Annotated in this window: 20 protein-coding genes; 6 read left to right on the top strand and 14 right to left on the bottom strand. The window is 36.3% G+C overall.

Annotation, left to right across the window (positions count from 1 at the left end; translation table 11 throughout):
- The first annotated feature begins 45 nt into the window (after positions 1-45).
- Entirely contained in the window at positions 46-1,788 is a 1,743-nt protein-coding gene (locus FXW34_RS00210) for a B12-binding domain-containing radical SAM protein (RefSeq protein ID WP_147531701.1), read from the top strand.
- 42 nt (positions 1,789-1,830) lie between these two features.
- On the opposite strand, the gene FXW34_RS22765 is transcribed toward FXW34_RS00210, so the two are convergent.
- Together FXW34_RS22765 and FXW34_RS00205 are read right to left on the bottom strand one after the other, a co-directional pair.
- Positions 1,831-1,986, bottom strand: a complete 156-nt coding sequence (locus tag FXW34_RS22765) for a hypothetical protein (RefSeq protein ID WP_187118788.1) — start codon at positions 1,984-1,986, stop codon at positions 1,831-1,833.
- Complete coding sequence (locus FXW34_RS00205) at positions 1,967-2,152, bottom strand: hypothetical protein (RefSeq protein ID WP_147531699.1); 186 nt, start codon at positions 2,150-2,152, stop codon at positions 1,967-1,969. The genes FXW34_RS22765 and FXW34_RS00205 overlap by 20 nt, the downstream gene beginning before the upstream one ends.
- Before the next feature lie 156 nt (positions 2,153-2,308).
- On the opposite strand from FXW34_RS00205, the gene FXW34_RS00200 reads away from it, so the two are divergent.
- The 5 genes from FXW34_RS00200 to FXW34_RS00180 all read left to right on the top strand — a co-directional run bounded on the left by FXW34_RS00200 (position 2,309) and on the right by FXW34_RS00180 (position 7,264).
- Positions 2,309-2,656: a DUF3905 domain-containing protein gene (locus FXW34_RS00200; protein WP_147531697.1), complete on the top strand. Its 348-nt coding sequence runs from the start codon at positions 2,309-2,311 to the stop codon at positions 2,654-2,656.
- A 214-nt stretch (positions 2,657-2,870) separates the two neighbouring features.
- Positions 2,871-3,986, top strand: coding sequence for a CdaR family transcriptional regulator (locus FXW34_RS00195; RefSeq protein ID WP_147531695.1), 1,116 nt, complete (start codon positions 2,871-2,873; stop codon positions 3,984-3,986).
- Positions 3,987-4,125: 139 nt separating this feature from the next.
- Entirely contained in the window at positions 4,126-5,538 is a 1,413-nt protein-coding gene (glcD, locus tag FXW34_RS00190) for a glycolate oxidase subunit GlcD (RefSeq protein WP_147531693.1), read from the top strand.
- Complete coding sequence (locus tag FXW34_RS00185) at positions 5,535-6,875, top strand: (Fe-S)-binding protein (RefSeq protein ID WP_147531691.1); 1,341 nt, start codon at positions 5,535-5,537, stop codon at positions 6,873-6,875. Before glcD ends, FXW34_RS00185 begins: the two co-directional genes overlap by 4 nt.
- A 188-nt stretch (positions 6,876-7,063) precedes the next feature.
- Complete coding sequence (locus FXW34_RS00180; protein ID WP_147531689.1) at positions 7,064-7,264, top strand: alpha/beta-type small acid-soluble spore protein; 201 nt, start codon at positions 7,064-7,066, stop codon at positions 7,262-7,264.
- Between the two features lie 41 nt (positions 7,265-7,305).
- Here the strand turns inward: FXW34_RS00180 and FXW34_RS00175 are convergent, their stop codons facing one another.
- The 12 genes from FXW34_RS00175 to FXW34_RS00120 form a co-directional block, all read right to left on the bottom strand.
- Positions 7,306-8,346 carry an anti-sigma factor domain-containing protein gene (locus tag FXW34_RS00175; RefSeq protein WP_187118787.1) on the bottom strand — a complete coding sequence of 347 codons (1,041 nt, stop codon included), beginning with the start codon at positions 8,344-8,346 and terminating at the stop codon, positions 7,306-7,308.
- The gene (gene sigI / locus FXW34_RS00170) at positions 8,343-9,104 is read right to left on the bottom strand and encodes an RNA polymerase sigma factor SigI (protein ID WP_246140784.1); all 762 of its coding nucleotides are present in this window, start codon (positions 9,102-9,104) and stop codon (positions 8,343-8,345) included. The genes FXW34_RS00175 and sigI overlap by 4 nt, the downstream gene beginning before the upstream one ends.
- Positions 9,105-9,281: 177 nt before the next feature.
- Positions 9,282-9,758, bottom strand: coding sequence for a hypothetical protein (locus FXW34_RS00165; protein WP_147531683.1), 477 nt, complete (start codon positions 9,756-9,758; stop codon positions 9,282-9,284).
- Positions 9,759-9,966: 208 nt separating this feature from the next.
- Entirely contained in the window at positions 9,967-11,550 is a 1,584-nt protein-coding gene (locus FXW34_RS00160; RefSeq protein ID WP_147531681.1) for a peptide chain release factor 3, read from the bottom strand.
- A 134-nt stretch (positions 11,551-11,684) separates the two neighbouring features.
- Positions 11,685-11,990 carry a hypothetical protein gene (locus tag FXW34_RS00155; RefSeq protein WP_147531679.1) on the bottom strand — a complete coding sequence of 102 codons (306 nt, stop codon included), beginning with the start codon at positions 11,988-11,990 and terminating at the stop codon, positions 11,685-11,687.
- Positions 11,991-12,150: 160 nt separating this feature from the next.
- On the bottom strand, positions 12,151-12,465 hold the full coding sequence (locus tag FXW34_RS00150) for a metal-sulfur cluster assembly factor (protein WP_147531676.1): 315 nt from the start codon (positions 12,463-12,465) through the stop codon (positions 12,151-12,153).
- Positions 12,466-12,577: 112 nt separating this feature from the next.
- A complete protein-coding gene (gene aroD / locus FXW34_RS00145) occupies positions 12,578-13,342 on the bottom strand; it encodes a type I 3-dehydroquinate dehydratase (RefSeq protein WP_147531674.1) in 765 nt (254 codons plus the stop codon).
- A 153-nt stretch (positions 13,343-13,495) separates the two neighbouring features.
- Positions 13,496-14,560: a DUF3231 family protein gene (locus tag FXW34_RS00140; RefSeq protein WP_147531672.1), complete on the bottom strand. Its 1,065-nt coding sequence runs from the start codon at positions 14,558-14,560 to the stop codon at positions 13,496-13,498.
- Between the two features lie 98 nt (positions 14,561-14,658).
- Complete coding sequence (locus tag FXW34_RS00135) at positions 14,659-17,091, bottom strand: ABC transporter permease subunit (RefSeq protein ID WP_147531670.1); 2,433 nt, start codon at positions 17,089-17,091, stop codon at positions 14,659-14,661.
- Positions 17,084-17,947, bottom strand: a complete 864-nt coding sequence (locus FXW34_RS00130) for an ABC transporter permease subunit (RefSeq protein WP_147531668.1) — start codon at positions 17,945-17,947, stop codon at positions 17,084-17,086. Before FXW34_RS00130 ends, FXW34_RS00135 begins: the two co-directional genes overlap by 8 nt.
- Positions 17,948-18,169: 222 nt before the next feature.
- A complete protein-coding gene (locus FXW34_RS00125; protein ID WP_147531666.1) occupies positions 18,170-19,552 on the bottom strand; it encodes a TrkH family potassium uptake protein in 1,383 nt (460 codons plus the stop codon).
- Positions 19,553-20,096: 544 nt separating this feature from the next.
- Complete coding sequence (locus FXW34_RS00120; protein ID WP_147531664.1) at positions 20,097-20,714, bottom strand: response regulator transcription factor; 618 nt, start codon at positions 20,712-20,714, stop codon at positions 20,097-20,099.
- Between the last annotated feature and the right edge of the window lie 109 nt (positions 20,715-20,823).

Here is a 20,823-nt window from a genome sequence, read left to right as displayed (position 1 = left end):
TAGACTATAATTACAATGGCTATTTTTTATTAAGGAGTTTTACATATGAAAATCATTTGTACCACACTTAACGCTAAATACATCCATACCAACTTGGCGATTCGCTATTTAAAAGCATACAGCGCCCCGGAATATACAATAGAAATACCCGAATACACCATAAAAGATCCTGCATTGCGAATTGTGACGGACCTCATTCAAAAAGGACCTCAAGTATTAGGATTTAGTTGCTACATATGGAATATCGAAGAAACCATCAGAGTCATTCAAATGATTAAAAAAATCAACCCTGAAATTATCATTGTACTCGGAGGACCTGAAGTGTCCTATGATGGTGAGGAATTAATGAAGCGTATCACAGAGATTAACGTTATTGTTACAGGAGAAGGTGAAGCAAGCTTCAAGCAATTGCTTGTACATATCGAAAACTCGCTTGATTTTACTTCAGTACCAGGGATTGTGTACCGTAATCAAGCTGGGGAAATAGTCGTAAATCATCTCATTCAAAAAATTGATCTTCGTGACTTACCATCACCTTTTCGATTTGAAGAGGACATTCCTCATCTATCAAAACGAATTGCTTATATCGAAACAAGCAGGGGTTGTCCATTCAACTGTCAGTTCTGTTTATCATCAATTGAGGTTGGGGTACGCTATTTTGATCGAGAAAAAATTAAAGAAGATATTCGCTACTTAATGAAGCATGGCGCGAAAACGATTAAGTTTCTTGATCGGACCTTTAATATTAGCCGCAGCTATGCAATGGATATTTTTCAATTTCTAATTGATGAACACGCTCCCGGAACAGTTTTTCAATTTGAAATTACTGCCGATATTATGCGCCCGGAAGTCATACAGTTTCTAAATGAAACCGCACCACCTGGATTATTCCGATTTGAAATTGGTGTTCAATCAACAAATGATTTCACAAATGAACTCGTCAAACGCAAGCAAAACTTTGAAAAGCTCAAACGGACGGTCACAATGGTTAAAGATGGGGGCAAAATCGATCAACATCTCGATTTAATTGCAGGTCTACCTGAAGAAGACTACCAAAGCTTCCGTAAAACATTTAATGATGTGTTTGCACTTCGTCCCGAAGAGCTCCAGTTAGGATTTTTAAAAATGCTGCACGGGACAGGTTTGCGACGTCAAGCTAGCCAGTACAACTATATTTATATGGATTTTCCTCCATATGAAATATTAGGTAATAATGTATTAACCTTTGAGGAAATTATCTCAATTAAACAAGTAGAGGATGTCTTAGAAAAATATTGGAATGACCACCGCATGGATACGACCATTGAATATTTAGTATCACGGGTATTTCCATCTCCGTTTGACTTTTTCCAACAATTCGGTAGCTTTTGGGATGAGCAAGGTTGGGCAAGAATTGGGCACCAATTAGAGGATTTGTACCTTAGATTGCACCAATTTTTATCCCAGCAGAACCTTACTGATTTTTCAATCATTGAAGGCCTGATGAAGTATGATTATTTACGAAATCAAAAGTATAAACCAAGAAAACTTTGGTGGGAGGAGCGCTTACCTAAACAGGAACGTTCTGAAATCTATCAGGAAATCCTAGTGTCACCTGAACTAGTAGGCAAAGATTTTGCTGCCTTTAAGTTGTCTGAAAAGGATTTATACAAATTAACTGTCATGGAACAGCTCCATTTTAATCTCGATGAGTACTTACAAAGTAATTCTATCGTGGAAGGTAATTTCAAATTACTCGCCTATTATCAGCCAGAAACTACAACTGCACATTTATTTACTTTACAATAATAAAAAGGATCACTCATCTCAGTTGAGATGAGTTGATCCTTTTTACTTTTTCTTTTTCTTCTGTTTCTTTTTAGCATGATCCTGATTCATAAAAGGATATTCAAGTAATTTCGCTCCATTAATATCACCAAACTCAATACCAAATTCGACATTTGCATTGGTATCATTTCGATTATTATTATTCAAGTGGTCTTTCATTATGCATTCCCTTCCCCTTTCGTCCTTGTTTCGAGTTTCGGTTTGCTCCCTTCATCGGGTTTTCACCTCTTGCAAATTCTGCTGAAAACTCGACCTCTTCATTATTTTTATGTGGAGTTTTGCTGTATTTTTCAACTGCATTGTAAGCAGCTTTTCTTTTAGCCATAATAAATCCTCCTTATCAAGAAAAAATAGTTTCGAATTTAGTGTTATCCTCCAATTAAAAATAATTCGCAACTTCAATTACCATAATTCGTTAGTCCTTTCTTGCTTATAAAATCAAGCAAATATCAAAAAATAAGATCAAAAGGGGATGATTTATATGAAGGAAGAGCAAGAATCACGAAATCGAATGGCAATTGATGAAACACTCCCACACCAAATTAGCGCACCGAGCTTTAAAGGAACGGGAATAAACATGCAGCCTCCGTTTGTCAATTCCTTTGGAGTCACGATTGGTGACAGTAAATATACTTCTCCAGAGTCTCCTTTAGAGTCTTGGAATAAAGATACGGATCCAGCAATTATGGCTGGTGACGAATGGATCCATCCAACAAATGATATTGGCTGGAATACAACTGAAAACCGTGAGTTAATCGAGAGCAAGAGAGTCCCTCAAGCACAGCCTTTTATGCATCCAACAAAAGATGTGAGTAACGGAAAGGACTAAATTAAATAACGCACCGAAACAAAGATGAATGAAAGTTCTACATGTCTTGCCAATTCACTTTCACGTCAAAACAACGATTGATTAACCCGCGGGGCCTCCTACGGGTTATTTCAACTTTTTCTCAATCGAATTATGGAAAGTTTGTGAAGGTTCTGCTCATCGTACACGATATCCCTTATAATTATCATCAAAATAGACACGGGGGGAATTTGTCATGCTATTCCCAGAGATTGCAGAAAAAATAGTAAAAGATGTAAAGAAACTGATTGGCGAAGACATTATTATCGTCAATACTAAAGGTATTATCATTGCCAGTACTGACGAAGAAAGGATTGGCAATTTCCATCAGGGAGCATTAAAGGTAATAGAAAAAAAAGATACTTTAATCATTTTAGAGGCAGAGGCAAAGAAGATGATTGGTGTTAGAGCTGGTATCAACCTCCCTGTTTTCTTTCGTAGAGATGTCATTGGTGTGATAGGAATTACAGGGGATCCAGCTAAGGTTGCCCCCTTTGGAGAAATCATCCGAAAAATGACAGAAATGATTGTTAGTGAAAACTATTACGCAGAACAGCTTAAACTACAATCTCGTTCACTTGAAGCGTTTGTTTTTGATTGGCTGCAAAATCGAGAATGGGATTCCGTTTTTTTAAATCAAGCTAAGCTTCTTAATGTTGAACTTTCAAGCAAGAGACAAGCTATCATGCTTGAATTACATCAATACGAGCACCTACTCCTCCGCGACATATATAGCACCTTTTCAAGGTGGAATCATGCAAAAAAAGGCGATATTTTGATTCGTTGGGGAAATAATCGTATTCTTTTGTTAAGAGAAATCTATAATCAGGAAAATCGCGAGCAAATTTTATCCTTTGTAACATCCTTTCAACACTTTCTTGAAGAAAACCTCCACTCCCAGTTGTCGATTGGAATCGGACAGATCGTAGTAGCGAAGGACATGAAACAATCATATAACCAAGCTGAGCGGGCCTTGAGGTCCAGCATAAAGCTTTCAAGTATTGTTTTTGATGAAGACTTAACAATTGAAATGATTTTAGATGATGTTAAAAAGGATACAAAACTGATATTTATTGAACGAACAATTGGTCCAATAAAGAAGGAGTCAGAATTAATTCACACCCTTAAAATATTATTTCAAAATAATCATTCTTTAAAAAACACCGCTTCAGCGCTCCACGTACATATCAATACTTTGCATTATCGATTAAAAAAAGTGCATGAATTAACGAACCTCGATCCTGCAAACATTCATGATTTACTAATCCTCTATTTAAGTCTGCAATTATTGGACGAAAAAACAAAAAACTAGCCTATTAAGGGCTTTTTTTTGTTGAATTATCCATAGAAAATCTTATTCCTTTTTTTTATACTAAGAATAGTAATAAGTCAATTCGACATTTTTCGTCAGAATTGATGAAAGCGCTTAATAATCATTTGGGGGAATCAACATGATAGGTAAAGATGTAGCACAACGTTTTATTGCTATAGTTGGCAAAGAAAACTATGACGATTCACAAGTTGGAAGAGCTTCTTATTCTTATGATTCAACACCTGTAAAACAAGCAATGCCAGATGCAATCATTAGTCCCCGTAATACAAAAGAAGTTTCTGAAATCGTAAAAATCTGTAATGAGCTATCTGTTCCTATTTATTCTCGCGGTACTGGTACAAACCTTAGTGGTGGCTGTACGCCAACTCAAGGCGGAATTGTCATGCTATTTAAACATATGAATAAAATTAAAGAACTTGATTTAGAAAATTTAACAATTACAGTTGAGCCTGGCGTAATCACAATGGATATTATTAAAGCCGTTGAAGCAGAAGGCTTATTCTATCCGCCAGATCCAGGTACGGTTAAAATTTCGACTATCGTTGGCAACATCGCAGAAAATGCAGGCGGTCTTCGTGGTTTAAAATATGGTGTTACTCGTGATTATGTTATTGGTTTAGAAGTTGTTTTAGCAAATGGTGATATTATCAAAACTGGCGGTAAGTTAGCTAAAGACGTAGCTGGTTATGATTTTACTCGTTTAATGGTTGGTTCTGAAGGAACTCTTGGAATTATTACTGAAGCGATTTTGAAATTAGTACCAAAACCAGAAACGAAAAAGACTGCTTTAGCGCTATATCAAGATGTTGAATCAGCGGCAAAAACAGTATCAAAAATTATCGCTGCTAAAATCATTCCTACAACTTTAGAGTTCATGGACAAAGCAACAATTGAAGTTGTTGAAGCTGCTACAAAAATCGGACTTCCTACTGATGTTGAAGCGGTTCTGCTAATCGAGCAAGATGGTCCAGCAGAGATCGTTGCACGTGATATGGAAAAAATCGCAGCAATTTGTAAGAGCGAAAATGCAACCTCTATCCAAGTTGCAAAGGATAACGCAGAAGCTGACCAGCTTGCAACGGCTCGTCGTACCGCTTTATCTGCTCTTGCTCGCTTAAAACCAACAACCATCCTAGAGGATGCAACAGTTCCAAGATCTGAAGTTGCAAACTTAGTTAAAGCAATCAATGAAATTGCGAAAAAATACAATGTTCAAATTTGTACATTCGGCCATGCAGGTGACGGAAACCTTCATCCAACTTGCCCAACCGATTCTCGTAATAAAGAAGAAATGCATCGTGTTGAGCAAGCATTTGCTGAAATTTTTGAAGCTGCAGTTAAGCTTGGTGGTACGATTTCCGGTGAACATGGAATCGGTACTGAAAAAGCACCTTACCTAGAATTAAAGTTAGGAAAAGAAGGCGTAGCTGCAATGAAATCAGTTAAAGATGCATTAGATCCAAACAATATCTTTAATCCTGGGAAAGTCTTCCTAGAAAATAACCGAAACCGTGTGGTGATCTCAAGATGACAACAGCAAAAGAACGGGAAATAATCCAACAATCATTCAAGGATAAGATGAATGAGGATGACCTCTATAACTGTGCGAGATGTGGATTCTGTTTACCTTCCTGTCCAACATATATTGAATCTGGATTTCAAGAGTCCCATTCTCCGCGTGGCCGTGTAGCTTTAATGAAAGCAGTAGTTGACGGTTTAATTGAACCGGATGAGGACTTCGAACATTCTATGAACCTTTGCCTAGGTTGCCGCGCTTGTGAGTCTGTTTGTCCATCAGGTGTTAACTATAGCCATTTACTTGAACAAGCTCGTGACTGTATCGCGCAAAATAAAAAATACTCAGCTCCAGTGAAAGTTGTTCGTAAAGTAGTATTCGACCATCTTTTCCCTAAGCAAAACAATATGAGAACATTGGTTAACCTTATTGGTTTTTATCAGCGCTCAGGTTTACAAACAGTTGCGCGCTCTGTTGGAGTGATGAAATTATTCCCTGATACGATTGCAACGATGGAACGTGTATTACCGAAAATTGCAACACGTAAAGAAATGTTAAGCCGTCCTAACGAGTTTTCAGCAATCGGTACAAAGAAAAAACGTGTGGCGTTTTTTACAGGTTGCTTAATGGATACAATGTTCTATGAAACCAATAAATCAACGATTGAATTATTGCAGCATGCCGGCTGTGAAATCGTTATTCCTGATGATCAAGCATGCTGTGGAGCTCTTCATGGTCACTACGGTGAAAAAGATAATTCAAAGGAAATGGCTCGTAAGAATATTAAAGCATTCGAAGATATGAATGTAGATTATATCATTACGAATGCCGGTGGTTGCGGTGCATTCTTAATCGAATACGATCACGTACTACATGATGATCCAGAATTTAAAGATCGCGCAAAAGATTTCGTTAATAAGTTAAAGGATGTTGGTGAGATTCTAGTTGCCCTTGATTTCCATAAAAGAGATCTACGCTTACCTTACCAGGTAATCACTTATCAAGATTCCTGTCACTTAAAGAACGTTATGAAAGCTTCTCAATATCCACGAATCTTGCTAAAAGCAATCAAGGGTGTTGACTATCACGAAATGGTTGAAGCAGATCGATGCTGTGGTTCAGCTGGTATTTATAATATTATTCAATCAGAAATGTCGATGAAATTCCTTGACTATAAGATGGACCGAGTTCGTGACACACAAGCAACAACAATCGCGACGTCTAATCCAGGCTGCTTATTACAAATGAAGCTTGGTATCGAAAGAGAAGGCTTAAGTAAAACTTCACGTGGCGTGCACATCGTCGATTTATTATTAGAAGCATTCGAATATGCTCAAAAAAACAAGAACTAATATAAATAACAAAAAACCTCCAATTCCAATCTGGAGGTTTTTTATTATTTTCTTCAACCATATATATAGTAGAAACTCGTTCATTATTAAAAAAGATTGTTAAAATTACCATACATCAATTCGCTATTCTCCCACAAACTACTCCTACAGAGATCTTCTCTCTGTACATTGTGTAAGGAGTGAGTAAAATGGCACGGAACAGTAATAAATTATTAGTTCCTGGAGTTGAACAGTTTTTAGATCAGGTAAAATACGAAATTGCTGAAGAGTTTGGAGTAACATTAGGTTCGGATACTGTTTCAAGAGCAAATGGTTCGGTTGGTGGCGAAATAACCAAACGTCTCGTTAAACAGGCTCAAGCGCAAATGTCCGGCAGAAACAATCAATAAAATATAGCTATGGAAAAAAGTCCGGTGGACAACCCGGACTTTTATCTTTGATTTCCCTTTTCTTTTTCTTGCTTTCCTTGATAGATATCTTGATTATTAACATTTTGATTTTGTTGGCGTTGCTGCTCTTTCCATGACGGTTCCTGATTTCGTTGTTGTTTTGGAGCTTGATTTGGTATTTGTTTATGATTGTTTTGTCTATTTTGCTGATTATCTGTATTGTTTCTTTCGGCATCTTGATTTCGTGGATTCTTCTGTTTGTTTTGACGATTATTTTTAGCCTCATCATTCGCTGGGCTCTGGTTATCCTTCTGATTCTTTTTCTCTTTATGCTGTTGGTTTTCATTCGTTAGTTGTTTCCCTTTTTGCCCTCTTGTCCCTTGAGTATTATCATTAGTTGGTTGTTTTTCTTTTGATTTTTTAGTTATCTCTTTTTCCTTTAGCTTTCCTATCGTTATACCTTGTTCCTTCGCTTTTTTCCGCTCAGATTTGGTTCCCTCGACATGTGTAACTGAAGATTTATGCTCTCGGACAACTGATTGAATCACAGTCATTTCCTGCTCAAGCTTTTTTTCTACCTTTTTGTTTGATGTATTATCAAGAAAAGTTGAACTCATAACAATTTCACCATCACCAACCTCTTGCTTCTCAATTTCAGTAATGATTTTTTCTGAAACATCTGAAAGGTTTTGGTCTTCCCAGTCGTCAATGGCTTTTACAACATTCTCTCCTTTATCGTTGTAAGGTATGACTCCAATAACTTCTAGCTCCTTGTTTACCTCTAATTCAATACTAGCTCCATCATCAATAGTCATATAAGCGTACACCTGGTTACTTTGATAAATTGGAATGAAGGTCGAAGCGCCGACCATAATGGCGAATGCAGCTGCCGCTAACGCTTTACCTTTAGCTGTACTGTACCATTTTATCGGATTGCGAGCCGACTCTTGGATGGGTACAAATTGAATCTCCTGACCAATTTGATAAGGATGTTCCATATTCCTAGAGCGCATAAATTGACCATCAGGGGTTAGTAAGGTTAAATATTTTTCATCAATTTCTAGGATTATACCCGTTTTCACACCTTTATCACCCCTTTTAGATAATCTTGTAAATAATAAAATTCTTCAGAGAGAATTATCGACATCGCTATAATATATTTACGATTTCGTTCAATTGTTTTGCGACTCGTTTGGGCGTATTTTTCCAATTCTTTAATTGGTAATCGTTTTTTCTCATATAGATAGTCAGTCAATTCAGGCTTTTCATGAATAAGTTTAGCAATCATGATTGCATTTAATCGTGCATCAGCATGCTTTGGTGCTTGTTCTATGATCTCTTGAAACGAGAGACCAAACGCTTGAAGCCGTGACTGAAATAGAAAAATCTCTTCTCTTCGCTTTTCTTCTTCTTGCTTTTGACGATGATAGTCAATAGAAAGCTCATTCTCAATTGACTTTCCAATAATATCATCATCCACCTGTGAATCTATTCCACCAGCATCGAAACGAAGACTATTTTCCTTTGTATTTTTACGAATATAATCAATCACTCGTCGCTTGATAATTACTTCTGCAAAACTTAACAGAGATTTTCCCTTTTCAGGGCTGAATTTTTCAATTGCTTCATTGAAGGCAATTAAACCGATACTAAATTCGTCATCCGTCTCATATATATATCGCTTACAAACAGCCGAAATGGTTTTGGCGATGAATGGTTTATAAGCATCGATTAACTCATTTTGTAGGGTCCGATCACCTTGTTGAATTAAGGCTACAGTTTCTTCTATAGTATTTTTTCTTTTTTTCTTTAAAAAAATTAATCCAAACAATGATCTCACCTCTCTGACCCCAACAATTATAACATATTGCACTTGTATTTGAATTTAGGGGATCAAAGATGGCAATAATTGATATTTTATATTTTCAAATAAAGAATTCCCATCTTGAAGCCTGTTTCTGGGGGTAGATCTGCTTCACATAATTATTTTTTCTAAACCTAGAAAAGAGAGCTTTATTCACTGTTGATTTTCAAACTTTAAAATAATCATTCTTAGAATAAAACCAACTAGGAGTCCAGGTATTAAAAACAGCATCGGTAAAAATACAGGACCCAAAAGTACATCAAATAATTTAAATTTTGGTGAAATCATTAGACCAACGGTAACAAAAAACGCGCCAAATACAAATGGTAAATATGATCTTTTTTCTGTCTCTGGCATCGCAAGCCGATATGCATCCCAAAGTGAAAACATATAAAAGCAAGGATAAAACATTAACCATTGGTAATTAGCACCGTGGATTGCCTTATCAAATTGACCTAGGAAGCTATACATGATGATTGTATTAAAATTGCCATACATATTGATGACCATTTCAGAAATGACAAAAAATAATCCTTTGATTACGTGTCCCATTAAAATTTGACTAAATCCCGGCAGTGCGATATTCCAAAGGACGGCCTCTAATTTTCCTACTTTAATTTTTGTACTCATATTATGTTAAATGTATGAATGCAAATTCAGTATTTGTAATATACAAGCAGCTACGGTTAATCCATTCCATCATTCTTAGTTACCTCCGACATTTTATATGGTTAGAATGTACAACTTTACAAAAGTTTATAAAGAAATATCCAGATGTTTTACAAAAATGAAAAAGCCTGCCACAACTTTTTTAGTCGCAGCAGGCATAATCATTTTTTTATTGATGAATATCCATGGGATTATATAATTTAATATCTGGATTCTTATCCTGGAACCATCTTAACGCAAATTCATTTTCAAATAAGAACACTTTATTTTCAAAGCGATCTAAACAAAGCAAGCTTCGCGAGCTTGATAGTTTATCATTGACGATTTCTTCATTCTCAATCCAACGAGCAACCTTAGAACCTAAGCGTTCCATAATAACTTCAGCATTATATTCGTTTTTCATGCGGTGTTCAAATACCTCAAACTGCAGTTGTCCTACTGCACCAAGTAAATAATCATCAGTAGCTAAAGTTTTAAATAATTGAATCGCACCTTCTTGAACAAGCTGCTGAATTCCTTTATGAAAGGATTTTTGCTTCATGACATTTTTCGCACTGACTCTTACATAAAGCTCTGGAGTAAATTGCGGCAAACGCTCATATTCAAAGTTTTGCTTTCCAGTTGTCAATGTATCACCAATTTGATACGTACCTGTATCGTAGAGTCCGATAATATCACCACTTACCGCTTCATTAACCGTACTTCTATCATCAGCCATAAATTGAGTTGATGACGATAGCTTTATTGGCTTTCCGGTACGGGCAAGATTTACAGACATTCCTCGTTCAAATTTACCTGAGCAAATTCTGAGAAACGCAATTCGATCACGGTGTGCTGGATTCATGTTCGCTTGAATTTTAAAAATAAAGCCTGAAAAATCCTCTGACAAAGGACTGATTTCTCCAATTGAGGATTGACGTGGCTGTGGTGCTGGTGCAAACTTTAAGTACGTTTCTAAAAAGGTTTGCACACCAAAATTGGTCAATGCACTACCGAAAAAGACCGGTGTTAATGTGCCGTCTTGAACTCGCTCTGCAGAGAAATCATTACCAGCTTCATTTAAGAGCATAATTTCTTCAAGTGTTTGATCATAAAGACCCGATTGTTTTAGTGAATGATCTCCATCTATTTCACCATCAACATTTAACGGAATGTATCGTTCTCCCTCATCCACACGGAATTGCTCAATTCGGTTATAATAACGATCGTAAATACCAAGGAATTCTTTGCCCATTCCGATTGGCCAGTTCATTGGATATGATTCAATTCCAAGAACTTCTTCAAGTTCAGCCAATAATTCTAGCGGCATTTTCCCCTGGCGGTCCAATTTATTAATAAATGTAAAAATCGGGATACCTCGCATCCGACAAACCTTGAATAATTTGATTGTTTGGTCCTCAATCCCCTTGGCCGAATCAATAATCATAACTGCGCTGTCAACAGCCATTAAGGTCCGGTACGTATCCTCACTGAAATCTTGGTGACCTGGAGTATCAAGGATATTTACACGAAATCCTAAATAATCAAATTGCATGACACTGGAGGTTACGGAAATTCCACGTTGCTTCTCAATTTCCATCCAGTCACTAGTGGCAAACTTTCCGGTCTTCTTTGCTTTTACTGTTCCTGCATCACGAATTGCCCCACCGAATAATAGTAATTTTTCAGTTAAAGTTGTTTTCCCGGCATCAGGGTGGGAAATAATTGCAAACGTACGCCGAGATGTTACTTCATCTTTAAATATGTTATTCATTGATAATTCCTCTCTTTGCTACCATCAAAATAAACCCTAATTTTAATCTTAACTTTCATCCTCAATGTTTGCAATGTTCCTTTTCGTTAATCATAAAGAAAACCCGCCCCATTATAGGACAGGTAGTTATTTTTTTACTTTAATGGAATCTCCAACCATCTGGATACTCCATAAGTCGTCATTTTTTCCTTATAAACTGGCTTGCAATCTTCTAATAAGCATAGTCGAAAAACTTCAAAGCCTTCTGTAGCCTTAATTTTTTCTTCTATTTCCCGCTGTGTCGATTGTTTCGTAAGTTCACGGTTTTTTTTAGGTGCCAATTCTATAACAACTCTACCGTTAGTAAGCTTTTCTTCGAAGTAAGCTCTCGAAAGGGCAAGCTTGTTAAAAATTCGGTTGACCTTCCATAGATTAATGCCATCAATTTTGTTCCAAAACATGCTATTCCTCCGTTTCAATCCACATTAATGACCAAAAAACTATAGTAAAAAATCACAAAACATTTTTTGTCGTCTAAATATTATTGTCGATTGAACAGTTTTTGTTATTACGTTCTTTATTTTAGTACAAAATAGCCAGAATGGAAACAGGTTGTTTTTCTCAATCACGAATTCCAAGTGCGATTTTTGCATAACGAGACATCTTTTCCTTGGACCATGGCGGACTCCAAACAATTTGGATGTCGATGCTCCGTAATCCTTCAATTTTGTCATTTAAATGAAACTTCGCATCACTAATGATTTGCCCTGCCATTGGGCAGCCCATAGATGTCATTGTCATTGCGATTTCTACATCTTTCTCTTCGTTGATCTTCACTTCATATACTAAACCAAGATTCACAATATCTATACCAAGCTCAGGATCCATTACTTCCTCAAGGACCTCATATACTTCTTGGACTAATTTCTCAGACATTCCCACATACCTCCTGCAGTTAAAAGTGTTGAATGATTTTTTCTACATTCATCTTACCTTGGATGTATAATGGAGGTAGTGATGATTATCACTATCAAAACAGTAGAAACATTTATCGCATACTTTTATGAAAAATGTCCAATACTGAACGCAAGTCACTGACAGGTATTTGACCAGGAGCAGACGCAGATTTACCCGCAGCAAAAGTACATGCGGAACCAAATAATTCGCCAGCTAAGCGGCTTATCACGCCTGTCCCCGCCATCGACATTGTAATAATAGGTCGGTCAGCAAATTGTGTTTTCATCGTATTCGTTGCATCTAATAGCGTTATTACATCAGCAACATTATTCGGCATAACAGCTATTTTGGGAATATCAGCCCCTAATACCTGCATTTTCCGAAGCCGATTAATAATTTCTTCCTTATCAGGAGTCTTGGAAAAATCATGATTGGACATAACGACAACAACTTGATTTTGTTTTGCCACTGCACTCACACTGTCTCTTACCTCGTCAGAATTAAACAGCTCCACATCGACCATATCTATGTATCCAGACTTTATCGCTTCAATATTTAATTCCGCATAAAAAGCATCACTTATTTCTTTATTGCCACCCTCACGATGACTTCTAAATGTAAATAGCAATGGTATCTCCATCAATAATCCTCTAAGCTGTTTTAACATTTCCATAACCGATTCTAATTCATCAACTTGATTGAATAAATCCACACGCCATTCTACGATATCTGGGAGTTGCTGCCTAACGTACTCTGCTTCCTCTAGCAAATGATTGGCTTCTCCACTAACGAGCGGAATGATGATTTTTGGTAATCCTTCCCCAACAACAATATCTCTAATTTTTAAAATACTCATTCTATCAACCTCTTTGTAAAAAATACAAAAAAACAACCCAATGTATTTTTTCAATAATCATACTAATTCTGCTTACCATTATACATGAGGGAAGCAAAGCCTTGGCATATTTTCATTAAAAAAACCCAAACCGTGAAAAGATTTGGGTCATGTCTATTTGTCAGTTTGATGAGTTCTATTTATCAAGTCATTACGATTGGCGGCATGTGGCGGTTTTTCCATCCAACCATTCTCGATAAAGATATTAGCACCCTCATTCACGTATAAACCTATTTCCGAGAGCATTCTCGTGAATAACAATCCTAAATCATGTCGACCATTAACTGACATGGAATTTCCGTAGGAGCGAATTCGCATCGAGAACATATCAATTTTATGAAACATCAACAACTTGTCTGAAAAGGTAAACTCTGTTGAAGTTGTCACCAAATCATCTATCAATGGCGGTGATGGCATATCTTCCTTATGAAGGATGTGAGCACATTCATCAATGTGTTTTGACGTAATCCCTTTACCATTTTGGAAATATTTTCTCACCTGATCACTTCGGGCAATCTGGGCAAAACCAATTAACAGTGCCTTACTTACTGCGTTATTTTCGATATTATCACAAAGATGTGCCACCTCAAGTGCATGTAAAGGTCTTTCTTTTCCAATAAATCCGCTCAAATAACTCTTTTTTTCAACATATTCAACCTTATCGTTAATAGGTATGACAGGGATTTTAAAAAGAAATCCCTTATCTAAGATTAAATCATTAACTTGATTTAACAAACGCACTGTAGAATCAATCACATTCGTGTAAAATTCGCGAACATCAAGGCGGGTCACCAATGGAATCGCAATAACATATAGCCCTAGACCAGCTTTACCAGTGTATTTTAAATAATTTAAGTAAAGCTCATCGGAAAATAACCTTGGTGCTTCTAAGTTTACATCATTTTCTGTGAATCCATCTGGAATTGGCCGATTATCATTTTTAAGAAATTCTTCAATCCTAACGATAAAATCTTCACACAGACTCAGCGAGTTTTCGAGCACTTTTCTTATATCAGTGTCATCGCAATTTTTCAGAAAATACTTCAGGATATATTTTGACATGCTATTGCCCATGTAGGTCGCCCAAAGCTTACCAACTTCTGCAGCAGTAAGTGGTTCTGTAAACACCATTTTGTTTGCTTTTCTAGCATTTATTTTTATAGGTTTAATTGTATCCATCGGAATTTTACCTCTCAATTATTTATAATTAGGATTGACCTTTTTAATAAAATCATTCAAAAAAAATGCCCTGCACCATTGGTACAAGACATTCTTCCTTACTCTTTTATTTTAGTCGTATCAAGCCATTCATTAAAATACCCAGTTGGAACATGAAAATAATCCTTCGTAAATCGAATAAATGCCGATGTGTCCACTTGTTGATACTGGAAATGTTGGTAATAATCAGCTAAATACTCAGTTAAGACAATTGAAAAATCCTTCTCTCTATATCGATATTTTTCCTCAATCATATTGAAAAGCTGAACTGCTGGTTGTCCTAAAATATAGCCCGGATGCTGGTTTTCCGGTAATGGCACATTGGAATATTGTCTTCCTAAACCAGCATTTTGAATCGCACTCATACGATTATAAGACACGCCCATTGCTTGGTACTTTCCTTGTCCTTCGTGTATATAATAATAAAGATTAGTCGCAAACTCACTAAAGCCTTCATCGAGCCAAGCTTCCTGATAAGAATCATTGGCAACAACACCGTAAAAATACTGGTGGGCAATCTCGTGGATTAACGTATTCTTAAATGACCCGTCACTATCATGATACGGATCCACCATTACAACACCGGGATACTCATGGGAATAGCCCTCGGCCAATAAAATATCGAGCTGTCGATGTGGATATTTTCCAATTCTTTCTTGAAAAAAGTTTAATGCCTCTTTTGCTATGATTATTGCATTCTCAGGGTTCTCATCATGGTCTTGTCTTGAAAATAAACGAATCTCTACGCCGTTACTGGTTGTTTTATACACTTTCATGTTTGGCTTTAAAATAGCGAGATAAAATTCACGAACACGGCTAATCTCTACCGTTCCCTCATTGCTTTTTATTTCTGCGTCCTTATCTGCTGAAGAAACAAGCTGATATCCGCTTGGCAGATTGTATTGAACGGTAAAGTCGGAAAAATCAGTGTGATAGCTTTTAAATCCTTCCTTATAATCTGCTTTATTCCAGCGACCATCTTGGAAGGTAGCAAGCATTGGGTACCATTGACCAAGATAATATGAACCTGACGCAGTAAAAAAGCCGTTACCTTCCTTAGAGACCGTAAAAGTGTACGTAATCTTTACGTTAACATCAACACCCTTATCCAACTTCTTTTCCAGCATGATTTTTAACAAATCATTTTCCAGTGAATAGTTAACTTCTTCACCATCAATCGTAATGCTCTTCATCTTAATTTCTGTATAGTCTGCTACTGACTCAAACGACTTCGCCTTCGATAAAGCATTTGGAATGAAATAAAAGACGAGTTCATTCCACTCTTTATTTGATTTATTTTTCACAGTAATATTTGCAGTTGACGAAAACGTCCCGGAGTTTAACATTTTCAGTTGAAGCTGATATTTCGCAAAACTTCCATTTTCAACTCCTTTTGCTTTACTGACAGTTCTTATTCCTTCTTCAGCCGCAAAAGTGGTATAAAGATAACTACTTGCACCCAATACTGACAAAACAAACAGGGAAACTAACAGTTTTTCACCAGTAAGCCTTAGACGTTTCTTGCTGCTATATTGTACCCTTACCGGAACAAATCTTGGCTCAAAGCCTGTTTTAATCCATGAGGTCCGCTGATAATTAGCCTGATAGCGATTCTTTAATCCATTAGCGAGAAGGCTAAACGATACGGTGATGATTAATAGCACAATCAGCGGAACAATTAAAATATGTGGTGTACCAAAGAGGTTTCCACGGGCCTGTCCGACCAATCCAGATATTTCTTTCGTAACTGATAAGTATATGAGTGGGTCGTATCTGACGATTGTTCCACCAATGAAGATATTCATCAAGGCTAATTGCCCCATAATCGTAATGACATAAACAATTTCTAAAACAAACATTACTAGTAGTGATTCTTTCATTTGCGGAAAGATGTGTTTCCAAATGATTCGATGTCGATTTGCCCCTAAGACGCGGGCAGCCTCTATAAACACTGACTTTTCAATTTCACGCGTTTTTTTCCTCACAGAAGAAACAATACTTGGTATGCTGATCATTGAGGTAATTAAGATGAAATAACCAATCAAAATGGATGGATGAATTTGATTACCAAAATTTATTGGTTTTAAAAAGAAATACAACACCAAAAATAATGGAACATAACTCCATGAGTTTTCAATCGACTCAAGCCATCCAGGTGTCTTTTTCCAAGTACCAATATAAATCCCTATCACGGTCCCCATCGACATTTTAATAATGGTAATCACTAACGAAATAAAGATAGTATGACGAATACCAAAAAGAATCATCGTCAATAGGTCATAACCCCATTTATCAGTCCCAAATGGATATTCCTTCGACTCAAACGGCTCTAACGGTGGAGCTATAACCTGTCCATCTGAATAATGCGTTTCGAGAATTTCAGTTAATGTATACGGTGCGAGTGTAGGTCCGAGTATTGATAGGACAACTAGTAGGGTCACGAGAATAATTCCAACATAAAAAGAATAATTTATCCGCCACAGCTTATTCATAAATAAACCCTCGTTTAAACAAATAAAGACCAATCCTAACTGATAAGTAAACAACAAAGGAAATAATCAACATCGCAAACAAACCAATTGCAATAGGCTGAAGCTCTTTACTAAGAAAAATAAATTTTGTAATTCCTGAAACATTTAATAAATATTCAATGATAAATAAATTTCCTATCGCTAATGAGATCACTTTTGTCAGCTCAGCTAGAATAAATGGCTCAATATTTTTGTACACGTGTTGAAAATTAATATAATTTATTCGCATTCCCTTCGCCACTGCTGTTCGCACATAGTCCTCACCACTGATTTGATAATACTTCACGGCAATTAATTTATATAAATATAATGTAGGGGCAATCGCCACAAGCACAATCGGGAACCATAAATTTAATGCTCCCCCGTCTGATCGTAACGAAATAATTCGTATACCAGTAATTTTATAAACCTTAACAGCTAATATGAGCGATAATATGATGATAATAAAATCGGGTATTGCTGCTAGTCCATTTAACAGAGTATTGAAAAGGCGAATCAGTTTAAACCTGCTTAAAAATATCCCAAGCACTAGACTTATAAAGACGCCTAGATTGACACCCGATAGGATAATCAGCAAGCTTGTTGTAAAATGACCACCAATATCTTCAGCAATTTGCCTTTGTTGTGATCCAACCTGATATGTACCAAGGCTTCCACTACTTATTTCCTCAATAAAATCACCATATGCAGTTGGTAGTGAACTCCAATTCCAATGTAAACTTTTTTCAGCTGGATTAATACCAACAATAGTCGGAAGTGCTGCTAAGAATAATATTAAGATAAAAATAAAAAACACTTGTTGGATAGCCTTAAGCATCATCTTCCCCCTTTCAGTGTTAGAAAAGAATATTAATCTGGGTAACGACAAAGTTTTCGTTATATAAATATAATTTTTAACCTATTTCCATTTTCCTTTTAACTAATAGGTGAGTCAACTATTTTCTATATATTTCGAAAACATTTAATTATTCATAACAAAAAAACAGTGACAAAGTGGAATTTTCCACAAGTCACTGCTTTCCAAACTAATATTCAGTTATTATCCGATAATTACTTTTTCTTTTGGATAATGGAATTGCTCAATTACGGTGTTACCGCGGATGAGAAATAGGAAAGAGAATATGCCAATTCTTCCGATAAACATCAATGCGACAAGAATAAACTTTGCACTAGCACCTAAGTATGGAGTAATCCCTAAAGAAAAACCAGTTGTTCCAAATGCGGAAGAGACCTCAAAAATAATTTCCGTAAGACTATTTGTTGGCTCTAAATAGCTAATCATTACAACCGAAATACACCAAATTATCAATGCTGTGGATACAACAATAAATGCTTTATGTATATCTTTTGGATCTACCTCGCGCCCGAAAATTTTTATCGAATCCTTTCCCCTTGCATAAAAGAAGATGCTTAATACCATGATGGCAAAGGTGGTTGTTCGTATCCCTCCACCAACGCTGCTTGGTGATGCTCCAATAAACATCATTCCACTCAATAAAAGAATCGTTGGACGAGATAAATCTGCCATATCCATCGTTGCGAGTCCGGCACTTCTTGTAGATACCGACTGGAAGAGTGCATAAAAAAAGGATTCATGCCATGATTTATCTGAGAAAAAGTGACTATGCTCAAATAGGAGAATCAGAATAGTACCTAAACCTACAAGTAAAAAGAAGGTGGTCGAGGTTAATTTAGTAAAAAGTGTAAACCGATATGGGATTGGACCTTTATGGAGACAAAAATCCTTTATTTCAACTAAGACTGGAAAACCAATTGCGCCAAGGATGATCAATATCATGTTAATAGCTTGGACAAAGTAATCATTTGCAAAGGGTATTAACGACGTCCCTGTTATATCAAAGCCTGCATTAGTTGTGGCACTGACTGAGGCAAATAGCCCTTGAATAAAGGCCTGCTGCCACGAATCAAAATACTTCAAGAAATGCACACCTAAAATGACTGCCCCTAGAACTTCAATGGATATTATAATACCTAATATCTGCCTCATTAATCGGACCAAACCGGCAAATGTCGACTGATTTTGGTCAATCATAATTAATTGTCTATCCTTCAAACCAATCTTCTTCCCAAATACTATCCAAACAAATGTCCCCAGCGTCATGATTCCAATTCCGCCAAGCTGAAGAATGAATACAAGAATGAAATAACCTGTTGAATTAAATGTGTCCGCTGTTGATACCACGGTTAAGCCCGTCACACTAATCGCGCTAACAGCTGTAAATAGTGCATCAACAAATGACAATTTAACCCCAGGTTGATGTGCTATAGGGAGACTCAGCAAAATGGTTGAGATGATTATAGCTGCCAAATAAAATAAAACGATTAACTGGACAGATGTTAATCGGTTTTTTTCTACTCTTTTTTTTGCCACCACTTCACGACCTTCATGTATGATAGGCATAGTATACCAAATTTCATTTTAATAAGGTATCTGTTTCCACATTTTGTTTGATGTGCAGTAATGAAAAAAAGCCTTTCAGTATGATGACTGAAAGACTCATTAAAAAACTTATTATGTATGGATTATAGTAATCCGCCTAGAAGTGCGCCAACAAGACCTACAACTGGAGTTAAATCAAGAAGTGCTGCTAAAGATAATCCTAATGCTAACATTCATTTCACCTCCATCTTTATTTAGAAAGAACTATAGTAATGCGCCTAAAAGTGCACCCACAAGACCTACAACTGGAGTTAAATCAAGAACTGCTGCTAAAGATAGTCCTAATGCTAACATTTGTTTCACCTCCGAGCTCATATTACAAATGAATCTGGTTGATTTTACTCTTCCTAAAACCATTTCGATTTGTTATATACATCATATTCCTAATCATTTTTTCAAAACATCGTATTTTCCGACAATTATAGAGGTAATTTTCGTATTCTTTTTGCGTGATTCCGCAATAAACGCAAAAAAAAAATCTTTGTATCTAGCTTTGCAAACAGACTTAAACGTAAATTAAGCCCTTTTGTGCTCCCTTCATAATCGCACCTACCCTAGAATCCACGTCTAGCTTTTGAAAAATAGAGGTTATATGGTATTCAACCGTTCGTTTACTCATATTTAATTGCTTGGCAATTTCATGGTTCTTTTTCTCTTGAGAAATTAATTGGAGAATTTCTATTTCAGTCATCGATAATTGATGATGATTTTGCTTAAATATTTTCCGATTAGACAGCAATATATTACCTAAATAGCTTTGCTTGACTGCATTAATCAGCATTTTAAACGGCTCTTCCTTAAGAACAACAGCGTGAACGCCTATTTTATATAAGATTCTTGTAAGTTCCTCACATGCATAGCTAGCAAATATGACTATTTTTATTTTGTCTTTATACTTATCACTTATCTCCTCAGCTAAATCTATTCCATTGATATTCGTTAAGTATGGTTCCATTACAATGACATCCGGCCTTGTCTCATTAATCAAATCGATCGCTTTCCTCCCATCTGTAACCGTACCGACCACCTTAATCCCCATCTCTTCATTTTTGAAAAAATGTGAAATGGCCTCCGTCGTAAAGGGATGATTATCAATTATCACAACATTAATTGGGTCTTCCATAATTGCCTCCTTACCATGGAAATAAACAGCATTTTGGAAACGCTTACTTATCAACCGAGGTAATTGTTACCAATTTCGCCATCAAATGTTCATTTTAAAATAGAATGAT

Origin of the sequence: Bacillus marasmi, assembly GCF_902168435.1 — a bacterium.
Taxonomy (GTDB): domain Bacteria; phylum Bacillota; class Bacilli; order Bacillales; family Cytobacillaceae; genus Bacillus_BU; species Bacillus_BU marasmi.
This window is presented reverse-complemented; position numbering and strand designations above follow the sequence as displayed.

Excerpts from the sequence above, each read along its gene's own strand:
- FXW34_RS00210 (WP_147531701.1), top strand. The coding sequence starts at position 46 with ATGAAAATCATTTGTACCACACTTAACGCTAAATACATCCATACCAAC.
- FXW34_RS22765 (WP_187118788.1), bottom strand. The coding sequence starts at position 1,986 with ATGAAAGACCACTTGAATAATAATAATCGAAATGATACCAATGCAAAT.
- FXW34_RS00205 (WP_147531699.1), bottom strand. The coding sequence starts at position 2,152 with ATGGCTAAAAGAAAAGCTGCTTACAATGCAGTTGAAAAATACAGCAAA.
- FXW34_RS00200 (WP_147531697.1), top strand. The coding sequence starts at position 2,309 with ATGAAGGAAGAGCAAGAATCACGAAATCGAATGGCAATTGATGAAACA.
- FXW34_RS00195 (WP_147531695.1), top strand. The coding sequence starts at position 2,871 with ATGCTATTCCCAGAGATTGCAGAAAAAATAGTAAAAGATGTAAAGAAA.
- glcD (WP_147531693.1), top strand. The coding sequence starts at position 4,126 with ATGATAGGTAAAGATGTAGCACAACGTTTTATTGCTATAGTTGGCAAA.
- FXW34_RS00185 (WP_147531691.1), top strand. The coding sequence starts at position 5,535 with ATGACAACAGCAAAAGAACGGGAAATAATCCAACAATCATTCAAGGAT.
- FXW34_RS00180 (WP_147531689.1), top strand. The coding sequence starts at position 7,064 with ATGGCACGGAACAGTAATAAATTATTAGTTCCTGGAGTTGAACAGTTT.
- FXW34_RS00165 (WP_147531683.1), bottom strand. The coding sequence starts at position 9,758 with ATGAGTACAAAAATTAAAGTAGGAAAATTAGAGGCCGTCCTTTGGAAT.
- FXW34_RS00160 (WP_147531681.1), bottom strand. The coding sequence starts at position 11,550 with ATGAATAACATATTTAAAGATGAAGTAACATCTCGGCGTACGTTTGCA.
- FXW34_RS00155 (WP_147531679.1), bottom strand. The coding sequence starts at position 11,990 with ATGTTTTGGAACAAAATTGATGGCATTAATCTATGGAAGGTCAACCGA.
- FXW34_RS00150 (WP_147531676.1), bottom strand. The coding sequence starts at position 12,465 with ATGTCTGAGAAATTAGTCCAAGAAGTATATGAGGTCCTTGAGGAAGTA.
- aroD (WP_147531674.1), bottom strand. The coding sequence starts at position 13,342 with ATGAGTATTTTAAAAATTAGAGATATTGTTGTTGGGGAAGGATTACCA.
- FXW34_RS00140 (WP_147531672.1), bottom strand. The coding sequence starts at position 14,560 with ATGGATACAATTAAACCTATAAAAATAAATGCTAGAAAAGCAAACAAA.
- FXW34_RS00135 (WP_147531670.1), bottom strand. The coding sequence starts at position 17,091 with ATGAATAAGCTGTGGCGGATAAATTATTCTTTTTATGTTGGAATTATT.
- FXW34_RS00130 (WP_147531668.1), bottom strand. The coding sequence starts at position 17,947 with ATGCTTAAGGCTATCCAACAAGTGTTTTTTATTTTTATCTTAATATTA.
- FXW34_RS00125 (WP_147531666.1), bottom strand. The coding sequence starts at position 19,552 with ATGCCTATCATACATGAAGGTCGTGAAGTGGTGGCAAAAAAAAGAGTA.
- FXW34_RS00120 (WP_147531664.1), bottom strand. The coding sequence starts at position 20,714 with ATGGAAGACCCAATTAATGTTGTGATAATTGATAATCATCCCTTTACG.